This is a genomic window from Longibaculum muris (assembly GCF_004343035.1).
In the GTDB taxonomy this organism is placed as follows: Bacteria; Bacillota_I; Bacilli_A; order Erysipelotrichales; family Coprobacillaceae; genus Longibaculum; species Longibaculum muris.
This window is the reverse complement of record NZ_SMCQ01000020.1, coordinates 26,865-39,952: the sequence shown is the minus strand read 5'-3', so window position 1 is coordinate 39,952 and position 13,088 is coordinate 26,865. Positions and strand designations below refer to the sequence as shown.

The window sequence follows — 13,088 nt, the reverse complement described above, 5'->3', positions numbered from 1 at the left end:
ACAGCATGAATGGAGGTGAATTTACATGCCTTATGTACCCGTACCCAAAGACTTAACGAAAGTCAAGACCAAGCTGGCGTTCAACCTGACGAAGCGCCAGCTTATCTGTTTCAGCCTGGCCGCATTGGTCGGGCTGCCGGTATACTTCCTTACCCGCGGCGCTGTCGGTAACTCGGCGGCGGTGCTAATGATGATCGGGCTTATGATGCCCTTTTTCTTTTTCGCCATGTATGAGCGGGATGGGCAGCCGGCGGAGAAACTTCTGAAAAACAGGCTCCGCTATAAGCTCTGGCCGAAGAAACGGCCATACCGGACGGAAAATTTGTATAAATCCATGTCAGAGAAGGAGGTTATGAGGATTGCCAAAAACCAGACAGCAGGAGGCCCAGGAAAAGCGCCTGCAAAGAAACATCAGGCAGGCAAAAAAGGCCAGGGCAGACGCAAAAACAGGCGGGCGTAATGCTTCCCGCATAAAGCCGTCCAGGAAAGGCGGCTTTTTCAGTGGGCTTAAATCGGACGCCCCGCAGACGGTCCAGCAGAGCATTCCCTATAAGGAAATGTACCGGGATGGGATCTGCCGGCTGACGGATAAGCTCTACACCAAGACGGTGCAGTTTTTTGACATTAACTACCAGCTCGCACAGGCGGATGACAAGGCGCAGATTTTTGAGGGCTACTGTGATTTCCTCAATTATTTTGACGCTTCGATCCGTGTGCAGCTTACCTTTGTCAACCAGCGGGCCAACATGCAGGATTTCGCCCGCAGTATTGACATCCCCATCCGTGGCGACGAATATGACGGAATCCGCAGGGAGTATGGGGATATGCTGAAAGGTCAGCTCCAAAAAGGCAACAACGGTCTTACCAAGCGGAAATATATCACTTTTGGCATTGAGGCTGACGACCTTCGCACCGCGAAGATGCGCCTGGAGCGGATCGAGGCCGACGTGCTGGCGAATTTCAAGGCCCTGGGAGCCCAGGCAAAGCCATTAGACGGGCTGGAACGCCTGGAGCTCCTTCACAGCCAGCTCCACCCAGACGGGCAGGAAAAGTTTCATTTTACCTGGGCGGACCTGCCGAAAACCGGGCTGTCCACAAAAGATTTTATTGCGCCCTCCGGCCTGTCCTTCTCGAATGACGGAAAGACCTTCCGGGTAGCCGACCATTCCGGGGCGGCGTCCTTTTTGCAGATTTTAGCGCCGGAGCTGACGGACCGGCTGCTTGCGGAGCTGCTTGACCTGGACGATGCCGTGACAGTAAACCTGCATATCCAGTCTATCGACCAGGCCCAGGCGATCAAGAACATCAAGCGCAAGATGTCCGATTTGCAGAAAATGACCATTGAGGAACAGAAAAAAGCGGTCCGCGCCGGGTATGACATGGACATCATACCTACGGACCTTGCCACCTACGGCGAAGAAGCAAAGAATCTTTTACAGGATTTGCAGAGCCGGAATGAGCGCATGTTTCTTGTGACGGTGCTGGTGGAGAATATCGCTCACAAACGGCAGAAGCTGTTCAATGACATCCTTTCTGCTTCCGGTATTGCGCAGAAATATAACTGTGCCCTGAAACGTCTGGACTTCCAGCAGGAACAAGGCCTTATGTCCTCTCTTGCCTTAGGGTTGAACCAGATTGAGATTGTGCGTGGGCTTACGACCAGCAGCACCGCCATTTTCGTGCCGTTCACGACCTGCGAGCTGTTCCAGGAGGGCGAGGCGCTTTATTATGGCCTGAACGCTTTAAGCAACAACCTGATCATGGCGAACCGCAAGAACTTAAAGAACCCCAACGGCCTGTTCTTAGGCACGCCGGGCAGCGGCAAGTCTTTCTCGGCAAAGCGTGAGATCGTCAATGTGTTCCTTTTAACGGAGGATGACATCATCATTGCAGACCCGGAAAATGAGTACGGGCCTTTAGTACAGCAGTTCGGCTCCCAGGGGCAGGTCATTGACATTTCCCCGACTTCCACCAACTATATCAATCCGATGGACATTAACCTGGACTATTCGGATGATGAAAACCCCATCACGCTGAAAAGCGATTTTATCCTGTCCCTGTGCGACCTGGTGATCGGCGGCAAGGAGGGGCTTTCCCCGATTGAGAGGACCATCATTGACCGCTGCACAAGGCTGGTGTACCGGGATTACCTGCAGGACCCGCGCCCGGAGAATATGCCGGTCCTGGGAGACCTGTACGGGCTGCTTTTGAAACAGTCCGAGCCGGAGGCGCAGAATATCGCCACGGCGCTGGAAATCTACGTGAACGGCTCCCTGAATGTATTCAATCACAGGTCCAACATTGATATGAACAACCACCGGGTACTCTGCTTCCAGTTAAAGTCTCTGGGCAAGGCCCTGAAAGAGATCGGCCTTTTGATTATGCAGGACGCCGTGTGGAACCGTGTCACGGCCAACCGCTCCAAGCATAAGACGACCTGGTTCTATGTTGACGAATTCCATCTCCTTCTGAAAGGCCAGACCGGAAGTTTCAGCGTGGAAATCTGGAAACGGTTCAGGAAATGGGGCGGCATACCGAGCGGCCTGACGCAGAACGTGAAGGACCTGCTGGCCTCCCGTGAGATCGAGAATATCTTTGAGAACTCGGATTTTATCTACATGCTGAACCAGGCCCAGGGGGACCGGCAGATTCTGGCGAAGCAGCTGGGGATTTCCCCGCACCAGCTTTCCTATGTGACCCATTCCGGCCCCGGCGAGGGGCTTCTGTTCTTCGGGAATGTGATTATCCCCTTTGTCGATCATTTTCCGAAGGATACCCTGCTGTACAGCGTACTTACAACACGGCCTGATGAAGTGGCGGGGACGAAGGCATGAGGAAACAAAAATACCCTGAAAGCGATTGGAGGTGAGGGCAATGGCGCGTGACAGGAATTTTCAGAGGAAACAGAAAGATGCCCGGATGCCGGCGCGGGATTCCCACGGGGAGGACCGCATGGCGGCCCGGCAGGGAGAGCCGGATTATGACCTGCGCCGGGCAAGGGACGCCCCTTCTTCCGGCACTTCAAGGAACCGCAGGCAGGCGGCGCCGGTGCAGACGGAAACTTATGGATCAGATATATTTGCCGGTTGCGAAAACAGTGATACGGCAGCACAGGATTCCCCTACCCAGGTTTTTCCCGGACAGGAACCAACTGGATCAGAACCATATGTGCCAGAAACCAGGCGGGGCAGCCAAGGACAGGGCAATGCTGCTTACAGGGATTCCAGGCAGGAGGATTTCAGCCAGGGGAGCCCAGGGAGGCGCAATGCCGCTTACCAGAATTTCAAGCAGGAAGAACCCAGACAAGCAGATTTCAGCCAGGAGAGCCCAGGGAGGCGCAATGTCGCTTACCAGAATTTCAGGCAGGAAGAACCCAGGCGGGCGGATTCCAGCCAGGAGAGCCCAGGGAGGCGCAATGCCGCTTACCAGAATTTCAGGCAGGAAGAACCCAGGCAGGCGGATTCCGGCCAGGAAAATCCCGGACAGACAGCTTTTGCAGAACACGGTCCGAAAGGTACGGATTCCCGGTATGGGAAACTATTTCAGGAAGGAGCCGGGGCACAGAAAGGGGAAGAAAAATCCGGCCAGGCAGGACACTGGAACCGGACACGGCAGCATGGTAATAAATACCAACAGCGCTTTCAGGAGGCGGCAAAAGCCGGGGAACCTCAGGAGAAACCGCCGGAGGCAGCCGAAGGAGAACCAAAACGGCCTTCCAAGCTGGAATTTACCGCTGACGAACTCCCACCGGAAACAGCGGATAAGAAGCTCACGAAAGCCCGACGGAAGGCAGAACGGACAGCGGAAAAACTGGAACAGGCGGAAAACCGCCTTCCTGCCCGCCGTAAGTTGCGGATGGAAACATCTTCTGATCCCGATACGGGCAAGGCCAAAAAGCGCCTGAAATTTGAAAAGGAGGTGAAATCCCAGCGGGCCCATGTCAAGGGTCCCGTTCCGATGCGCCCGGTAAAGGCCGGCGCAAATATGGCGGTGGGTTACGCCCATAAAAAGATTTACCAGGCAGAGAATGAAAATGTCGGCATTAAAGCGGCCCACCGCACCGAGCTTGTAAGCGAATCGGGGCTGCGTATGGCATATCACAGGCATAAGACGGCGCCGTACCGCAGGGTGGCAAAATTACAGCAGAGATCAGCCAGGGCCAATGCCCGGCTTGCCTACCGGCAGACCCTGCATGACAGCCCGGAACTGAAGAAAAACCTTCTTGCCCGGATGTGGCAGAAACAAAAGATAAAACGCCAGTATGCCAAAGCAGCCAGAGAAGCGAAAAAAGCGGGAAAGCGTGCAAAGAACACCGCCGTTACCACGGAAAAGATCGCTGCCGGCGTGGTCCATGCCGTCAGGCGCCACCCGGTCATATGCGGGATCGTGCTCCTGCTCCTTCTGGTATTTTTCCTGATCGCGTCCCTGATTTCTTCCTTTTCCAACCTGGGGGCCGGAGGGCTGGGCAGCCTTGCAGCCTCTACCTATCTGGCGGACGATGCGGACATCAACAATGCGGAGCTTGCTTATACCGAGTGGGAAACGGACCTGCAGATGCAGATTAACCGTGTGGAATCGGACCGGCCCGGCTATGACGAGTACCGCTATAATATCGGCCCCATTGAGCATGATCCCTATGTCTTAATGGGGTACCTCACTTCTGCCTATCAGAATTTTACCTATGCGCAGATCGAGGGTGTCCTCCGGGAGCTGTTTAACGGGCAGTATTCCCTGTCTTTTTCAGAAGAAACGGAAACCCGCTACCGGACAGAAACCAGCGTTGACCCGGAGACCGGCGAGGAAACAGAGGAAGAAGTGCCTTATGAGTGGCACATCCTGAATGTAACGCTTACTTCTACGCCGCTTGAAAACCTGGTTGTTTCACGCATGAACCCAGACCAGAAGGAAATCTGCGAGATTCTGTTGCAGACCAAAGGCAACCGGCAGTATGTGAAAAATGTATTTGGCACGAACTGGCTGCCCTATGTCACCAGCTACTACGGCTACCGGGTACACCCGATCAGCGGGGGAAAGAACTACCATACCGGCGTTGACATCGGGATGCCCCAGGGCACGGAGATTTTAGCCGGGCATGACGGCACGGTCACGCTGGCCGGTGAAGCCGGCGGATACGGCCTGTGCGTTGCCATTGAGGGCGAGGCTTATGAGGGGCGCTCCCTTACCACCAAATACGGCCACTGTTCACAGATTTTTGTATCTGCCGGACAGGAGGTAAAGGCCGGGGATGTGATCGCGAAGGTCGGCAGCACCGGAAATTCCACCGGGCCGCACCTGCACCTGGAGGTGCTGGTTGACGGCCAGTATATGAACCCGTTGTATTTTGCCGATACCGGCGATACCAGCGAGCGGCATTTACCGGAGGCAGGCGCAGGCGGCGGAGGGAACTATTTTGACTATGACGTCCCGCCGGAGGCCCTTGCAGATGAAAAATTTGCCGCCATGCTCGCGGAGGCCGAAAAGTATTTAGGCTATCCGTATGTATGGGGAGGCGCAAGCCCTTCCACTTCCTTTGACTGTTCCGGCTATGTTTCCTGGGTAGTCAACCATTGCGGCGTGGGCTGGAACTTCGGACGGCTTACCGCAGACGGGCTTTTAGGCGTGTGCACGCCTGTATCAAGCGCGGATGCAAGGCCCGGCGACCTGATATTCTTCCAGGGCACCTACAATACCAGCGGCGCAAGCCATGTGGGAATCTATGTGGGCAACGGGATGATGATCCACTGCGGGGACCCGATCTCCTACGCAAATATCAACACAAGCTACTGGCAGCAGCATTTTTATACATTCGGGCGTCTGCCCTGACAGATTGGTGTCCAGTGACAATTAAGTTTGATAATTTTGCAATAAAGATTGATAATTTACAACTTTGTTTGATAAAAACGGCTTCACAAAGGAATTAACAATTATGATTGATAAAACTCAAAGAAAATGACAATTAAAGTTGATAAAAACGGAGATTTCGTGGCACTTAAAGGAGCATGGTTCTTATTTTGCTTCTTTGTTTTTCTGCAACATGGCTTCGTGATATTAAGTTTTGGAGTAAATTATCAAACTTAATTGTAATTATGGAGCTTATTATTATCAAACTGTTTTGCAAAAAGACAGATTGGAGGTAATAAATTGAACCCTAAGATTGAGAAACTGGAGAAAGAGATCGACAAGACAAAAACAAAGATTGCGGAGATGCAGGCCAAGCTCCGCGACCTGGAAAAGCAGAAAACGGAGCTGGAGAATACCGATTATGTGGCGATTGCCCGCAGCTTCCATCTGACACCCCAGCAGCTGGCCGAATTTCTGAAATCGCAGCAGTCCGCCCCGTCCGGGGATGGCCCGCTGCAGAAACAGGAGGATAAGAATGAGGACTAAAAAAATCTCTCTGCTACTGGCGCTTATGCTTGTCATAAGCGCCATATCTTTGCCCCTGACGGCTTATGCAGCCGGGGACAAAGATACCACGCCGCCCGAACTTACGGCTTCCCTGGACGGCGACACGCTGAAAATAGAAAGCAGCGACGATAATTCCGGCGTGGAGGCGGTCTTTGTGGACGGGAACCGTATCAATTCCCTAACCAATGGGGCGGCTTCCGTCACCTTAAAGGATTATGCCGGCACGGAAAAGCAGGTAAGCGTGTACGCCCAGGACTATGCCGGGAACCGCTCAAAGACCGTGAAGTTTGAGAATCCCTATTATGAGGAACCGGCGCCCACGGAAAAACCTGCGGCTGCAACACAGCAGAACCAGGGCGGCACGGCGGCAAAACCTGTGCAGGCCCAGGCTGCTTCCCCTGGCAGCACAAACAGCAATGCCGGGAACAGCAATTCCGGGAACGGTTCTAATACAGGTACGAATACGGGCGCCAATGGCGGCGGTAATACAGCCTCCGGCACAAACGGCGGCAGCCCCGATTCCCAGGAGGAAACGGAATCCGCTTCCGCTATCCCGGACGGCGCATTTACCCCGGAGGGCACCGGCACGGTGTTAGATACGGCCACCGGGGAAGATGGGGATAAACAGTTTTACACCATCACCTCCGAGGACGGGAATGTGTTCTATCTGATTATTGACGGAAAGCGGGACGGCAACAACGTCTACTTCCTGAACGGCGTTACCGAGGCTGACCTGATGGCGCTGGCGGAAAAGAGCGAGGACACCATGAGTGCGATCCCGGCAGAGGATGTCTGCACCTGTACGGAGAAATGCGCAGCCGGGGAAGTTGATACCGCCTGCCCGGTCTGCAAGAATGACCTGAAAGGCTGTGCCGGGAAGGAAAAACCTGCGGAAACGGAGGAACCCGCGCAGGCCGAGCAGCCAAAAAAAGACAAGGGCAGCGCCGGCACGATCATTTTTATTATCATTGCCCTGCTTGCAGCAGGAGGCGTTGGCTATTATGTGAAGATCGTCCGTCCGAAACAGCAGGCGGAGGATGACGAGGATTTCGAGGATGACGGATACGGCGAAGGCTTTGACCCGGACGAGGCTTACGGCGGGACGGAATATCTCTCCGAGGACGATTTTGAGGACAGGATCAACGATGAACAGGAGGACAGCGAGTAAAGCTGTCCTTTTATATTCCAATCAAATACAAGAAAGCGAGGATTTCTATGGTAAATATGAAAAAGCACGGCCTGAAAAGGCTCCTGGCGCTCCTGCTCTGCGCAGTATGCCTCTGCGGGGTGTTCCCTTCCCAGGCGTCCGCCGCCTCCGTGGGCCAGAAGGCAAGCTCCTGGCTCGGAGACCAGTACGTCGGTTCTGACGGGCGGCATTATTATGCGCCGGCGCCTTACACCTACCTTGTTTACAATTCTGACGGGACGATGGATGTGCGCACCAGCTCTGGCGGCAGCGCCTACCGGCATTACATGCTGACAGATTCGGGCGGGGTGAGCCACCATGTCTATTGCGTGGAAAGCGGTATTGCCTATAACACTTCCGACAATACCTATACGTCGGAAAGCGGCACCAACAGCAATTACCTGAACCTGCTCCCTTCCGAGGCAAGGCGGGGGATTACCCTCACGACAATCTACGGCTGGAAACCCGGCGCTTCCCTCCCTGTGTCCGGCATTAACGAGGACGATTATAAAATGGCGACGCAGATCATCCTCTGGGAATACCAGCAGCAGCTCCGCAGCGACCCTTACAGCCGGCATGGGAACGGCCAGGCAAATGCAGACCAGTATTTCAGCGTGATTGCCGGACGTCCTGCGGAAAAGGCCTACAACTGGATTCTTTCACAGGTCGCCTCCCATTCCACGGTCCCCTCCTTTACTTCCACGAAGAAAAGTGAAGCCCCGGAACTGGAGCTGAAATGGGACACGGAGAAAAAAGTCTATACCCTGACCGTCACGGACACCAATAACCTGAAAATCGATCTGGAGACCCTGAAAGGCAGCGGCGTTTCCGCCACAAGGAGCGGGAACAAGTACACGTTCACCAGCAAGAACATGATCATGGACCCTGTCGCCTTTGAATTCCGAAAGGATATTCCGGTTGCTAACGACATGCTGATCTGGGGGAGGCCGGGCTACCAGACCATGATGACCGGCGCCAGCGACCCGGTCTCCTTCTTTGTAAAGATCAAGACCGAGACCTACGGCACCGCAAAGATTGTCAAGACCAGCGAGGACGGCATTGTGTCCGGGATTCCTTTCCAAATCTCCGGCACGGACATCCTGGGGAACAAGGTGGATGAAACCGTCACTACCGGGGAAAACGGGCAGATCAAGGAAAAGCTGCTGCCCGGCACCTATCTGGTGAAGGAGCTGCCGGTGGACCGCTATGTGACCCCTTCCGCGCAGTATGCCACCATTGAAAGCGGCCAGACCGCCACGGTGCATTTCAGCAATATCCTGAAAAAATTCCGTGTCCATGTGGTAAAGAGTGACGCAGATACCGGCGCCGCCCAGGGCGACGCCACCCTTGCAGGGGCAGTTTACGGGATTTATAACAACGGCGAGCTGGTAGACACCTACACTACCGGGCCGGACGGCAGCTTTATGACCCGGTACTATGTCTGCGGCGATAACTGGACCGTGCGGGAGATTGAGCCGAGCACCGGCTACCTCTTAAACGATACGGTCTATGAGGTGGGCGCCTCCCCCACGCTTTATGAAGTGGAGCTGAACACCACCGAGAACCAGGTCACGGAAACGGTCATTTACGGAAACATCCAGCTTGTGAAGCATACGGACGACCTGGACCCGGATGTGTCCGGGGATGAAAATACGGACGAGCCCAATGAGGGCGTCATTGAGCGCCCGGAGGCCGGCGCAGTTTTTGAGGTCTATCTGAAAGCGGCTGGCAGCTATGACGCAGCGAAGGAAAGCGAGCGTGACCTGCTCACCACGGACGGGGACGGCTTCGCTTCCTCCAAAATGCTCCCCTACGGACATTACACGGTGCACCAGGTTTCCGGCGAGGAAGGGAAGGCATTTATCCCGGATTTTACGGTCTTTGTTTCCTCTAACGGACAGACTTACAGCTATATCCTGAATAACCGTACCATTACCGCAAGGCTGCGTGTGGAGAAATGCGACGCGGAGACCGGCAATATTATCCCGATGACGGGCACCGGCTTCCAGATCAGGGATTTGTCCACCGGGGAACTTGTCACCCAGGAAATCTACTACCCGAACCCGGAAACCCTTGATACCTTCTATGTTTCGGATGAAGGCTGGCTGATGCTGCCGGAGCCTCTGCACACCGGAGATTATGAATTGTATGAGGTGGCGGCGCCCTACGGTTATGTGCTTTCCAGTGAGCCGGTGCCGTTTACCATTGACGGCAGCGAGTCGGTTGTCACGGTCACACAGCACAATATGCCGCAGAAGGGGCAGCTTGCCATTACCAAGACCGGCGAGGTATTCGCTTCCGTCCAGGAGAACGGCGGCCTGTACCAGCCGGTGTATGAGGTCATGGGGCTTCCGGGCGCAGTCTATGACGTGATCGCGGATGAAGATATTTATACCGGCGACGGTACGCTCAGGGCGGCAAAGGATGCCGTCGTGGAGACCCTTACCACCGGGGAAGATGGAACGGCACAGAGCGGGCTTTTGTACCTGGGCCGCTACCGTCTGGAGGAACGCCAGGCGCCGGAGGGGATGGTCTTAAACACCCAGCCGGAATACGCGGAGCTTACTTATGCGGGGGAAACCGTGGAAGTGACGCAGGCCGCGGTTGGCCTCTATGACGAGCGCCAGAAGGTGGCGGTAAGCCTGTCTAAAGCGCTGGAAACGGACGGGCTGTTCGGGCTCGGCATGAACGAGGAATACAAAGACATTTCTTTCGGGCTGTATGCTTCCGCTGATCTGACGGCCCTTGACGGCAGCGTGATCCCGGCAGGCGGGCTTCTGGAGGTGGTTTCCGTTGACCCGGATGGGGCGGGCGGCTATGGCGCTTCCTTTGCCTCCGACCTGCCTTTTGGCAGCTACTATGTGAAGGAGCGCACCACAAACAGCGCCTATATCCTCCCTGATACGGAATATCCGGTTGTTTTTGAATATGCCGGCCAGGAGGCGGCGCTGGTGCAGGTTCTTGTAAACGAGGGAGAAGCTGTTTCCAATGACCTGCTGCGCGGGCGTGTGGACGGCGTGAAAGCCGGGGAAAACCCGGAGGGCGGCGAGGATGTGAAGCTGGCCGGCGCGGTCATGGGATTGTTTAAGCCCGATATCGAGGAATTTACAGGGGAAAATGCGCTGCTTACCGTTACTACTGGCGAGGATGGCAGCTTTGCCTTTGAGAATATCCCTTACGGCCACTGGATCGTAAAGGAAATTTCCTCTCCGGCGCTTTATACGGTAAGCCCCGAACAGCACCATATCTATATCGGTGTGGACGGCCAGAGCATAGAGATTAAGGTGGAAAACACCCTGATCCGGGGCAGCGTGCAGGTGATGAAAACCGAAGCGGTAGACGAGCCTTCTTCTGTGGAGAAAAAGGACAAGGATAACAACACCTTCCTGCGTTTCCTCTCCGGCGCGGTGTTCGATCTGTATGAGGACGCCAACGGCAATAAGGAATTTGATTCCGAAGATACGAAGGTTGGCACACTGAAAGAATCGGATGCGGGCTACCACACGGCGGAGGGCCTTCTGGCAAAGGGCTATTTTGTAAAAGAAAGCAAGGCGCCGGAGGGCTACCAGATTGATGAAAACGCCTACTATTTTGAAATCACCGAGGACGGCCAGGTGGCCGTTGTGGAAAACGGCGAGGCCGGGCGCGGCTTTACCAATGAGGCGTACCGCGGGAACCTGAAAATCACGAAGGATTCCAGCGACGGGCGCAAGGATGGGTTTGCTTTTGAGGTCAAGAATGCGGACGGCTCCTACTGTGAGACCTTTACCTCCCCGGAATCCGGCGTGATCGAGGTCAAAGGGCTGCGCGTTGGCATTTATACCGTAACGGAAATCTCCAACCGGGCAAGCAGGGACTATATCATTCCTGACGCTGCCACGGTGGAGATCAAGGCGGACGAAACCGCAACGGTCCAGTTCTTCAATGAAAAACCGGAGAAACCGGAAACGCCGGACAATCCGGAAACACCGTCCACCCCGGATAATCCTTCAAATCCGACTGTCCCGTCCAATCCGGGCAAAGCGGTACCGCAGACCGGGGATGATAATTTCATCTTCCTATATGGCGGGCTTCTGGCGCTGGCTGTGATCGGCGGCGGGCTGTTTGCCGTGGTCTATTTAAAAAAGGGAAAGCACAGCAGAAATACCGACAGGACAAAGGCTGCCGGCATTGCGGTGATTTCCCTCTGCGGGTTGCTGGCTCTTGGCAGCGGGTTTCTGATCGTCCGCGACCTCAGCCAGTATGCCGAGAGTGCCGGAACCTATAACGGGCTGGCAAAACATGTGGAAGTACCGGAGCAGGCTGGGGAACCGGAAGAACCGGGGGCAGAGGAAGAAACAGGCAGGGAGGATTCAAGTACGGTCCTCCCTGTTGTTGATTTTGAGGCTCTCAGGGAAAACGGGCCGGACATCATCGGATGGCTCAACCTTCCTGATACGGCCATCAACTATCCGGTAACGCAGACAGACAATAACGAGTATTACCTGCGCCATCTGTATGACGGCACCTATAACAAGGTGGGCTGCCTGTTTGCAGACTATGAGAATCAGGCGGATTTTTCAGACCGCAATACCATTATCTACGGCCACAACATGCGGGACGGCTCCATGTTCGCCGCGCTGAATGAATATGGCGGACAGAGTTATTATGACGGGCACCCGCAGATGTACCTTGTCACCCCTGACGGCGGTTATGTGATGGAGGTTTTCTCCGCATTTGAGGCGAAACCGGCGGAATCCGGCAGCGACACCTCCCCCTGGAGGCTTAGCTGGAAGGATGACGGGGCCTACACCACATGGCTTTCTGAAATGGCGGACCGGTCTGTCATTGAGACCGATGTTACGGTGACTTCCAGTGACAAGGTGCTGACCCTTTCCACCTGTACGCCCGGAAGTAAGAGCCGCTTTATTGTCATGGGAAAGCTGGCGGCTGTAAACGATTAACAAGAATATTGGAAACCAGTGCGGGGGCGCTCTGCTCCCGCACCTGCTATTTAGGAGGATTTTTCTATGGTGAATACCATTGTTTCGATACCCGGCTACGTCCATCTGTACCGCTCCCTTCTGCGGTTCTATGATATGCCGGAGAATGAGGTCCGGGAAATGCTCTATCTTCTGAATACGGCAAACCTGGACTGCTACGAGTATTACCACCCGGAACGTGATGTGGTCCAGAGCGGGCCGGTGGCCTTTAGCGGATGGCTGGAGCATGAGGATTACCGCCCTTACCGGACGGAGGTACAGCTTTATAAATCCCTGCTGTTCTTAAAGCGCAGCATTGACCGGGACCTGATCGTGACTTCACAGCGGGAGGCGCTGCAGACGCTGCGGTGTATCATTTCCAACCTGGAATACCGCTTCTACAAGGCGTATGGCATGGAGATCGAGGACAAGCGGACCGTGTACGGGGAATGTACCTACCACCTGGTCCCCAGGGAGGACGAACCCAGCGTGTGCCTGATGCACGACTGGATTTATCTGCCGAGCGCCTGAAA

The 13,088-nt window shown here is 55.0% G+C and carries 7 protein-coding genes; all 7 read left to right on the top strand.

Annotated elements, in window-relative coordinates; translation table 11 throughout:
- The first annotated feature begins 25 nt into the window (after nucleotides 1-25).
- The 7 genes from EDD60_RS12055 (at nucleotide 26) to EDD60_RS12025 (ending at nucleotide 13,086) form a co-directional block, all read left to right on the top strand.
- Nucleotides 26-460: a PrgI family protein gene (locus EDD60_RS12055; RefSeq protein ID WP_004083310.1), complete on the top strand. Its 435-nt coding sequence runs from the start codon at nucleotides 26-28 to the stop codon at nucleotides 458-460.
- A 10-nt stretch (nucleotides 461-470) separates the two neighbouring features.
- Complete coding sequence (locus tag EDD60_RS12050) at nucleotides 471-2,834, top strand: VirB4-like conjugal transfer ATPase, CD1110 family (RefSeq protein ID WP_396627791.1); 2,364 nt, start codon at nucleotides 471-473, stop codon at nucleotides 2,832-2,834.
- A gap of 118 nt (nucleotides 2,835-2,952) precedes the next feature.
- Nucleotides 2,953-5,823 (top strand): CD1108 family mobile element protein, encoded by a 2,871-nt coding sequence (locus EDD60_RS16670; protein WP_207905334.1) that lies wholly within the window; start codon nucleotides 2,953-2,955, stop codon nucleotides 5,821-5,823.
- Nucleotides 5,824-6,141: 318 nt separating this feature from the next.
- Nucleotides 6,142-6,387: a DUF4315 family protein gene (locus tag EDD60_RS12040; RefSeq protein ID WP_004056054.1), complete on the top strand. Its 246-nt coding sequence runs from the start codon at nucleotides 6,142-6,144 to the stop codon at nucleotides 6,385-6,387.
- On the top strand, nucleotides 6,377-7,576 hold the full coding sequence (locus tag EDD60_RS12035) for a DUF4366 domain-containing protein (RefSeq protein WP_132226450.1): 1,200 nt from the start codon (nucleotides 6,377-6,379) through the stop codon (nucleotides 7,574-7,576). The genes EDD60_RS12040 and EDD60_RS12035 overlap by 11 nt, the downstream gene beginning before the upstream one ends.
- 47 nt (nucleotides 7,577-7,623) lie before the next feature.
- Nucleotides 7,624-12,537, top strand: coding sequence for a class B sortase (srtB, locus tag EDD60_RS12030; RefSeq protein WP_132226449.1), 4,914 nt, complete (start codon nucleotides 7,624-7,626; stop codon nucleotides 12,535-12,537).
- Between the two features lie 66 nt (nucleotides 12,538-12,603).
- On the top strand, nucleotides 12,604-13,086 hold the full coding sequence (locus EDD60_RS12025; protein ID WP_132226448.1) for a hypothetical protein: 483 nt from the start codon (nucleotides 12,604-12,606) through the stop codon (nucleotides 13,084-13,086).
- Nucleotides 13,087-13,088: the final 2 nt, after the last annotated feature.

Excerpts from the sequence above, each read along its gene's own strand:
- EDD60_RS12025 (WP_132226448.1), top strand. The coding sequence starts at position 12,604 with ATGGTGAATACCATTGTTTCGATACCCGGCTACGTCCATCTGTACCGC.
- EDD60_RS16670 (WP_207905334.1), top strand. The coding sequence starts at position 2,953 with ATGGCGGCCCGGCAGGGAGAGCCGGATTATGACCTGCGCCGGGCAAGG.
- EDD60_RS12035 (WP_132226450.1), top strand. The coding sequence starts at position 6,377 with ATGAGGACTAAAAAAATCTCTCTGCTACTGGCGCTTATGCTTGTCATA.
- srtB (WP_132226449.1), top strand. The coding sequence starts at position 7,624 with ATGGTAAATATGAAAAAGCACGGCCTGAAAAGGCTCCTGGCGCTCCTG.
- EDD60_RS12055 (WP_004083310.1), top strand. The coding sequence starts at position 26 with ATGCCTTATGTACCCGTACCCAAAGACTTAACGAAAGTCAAGACCAAG.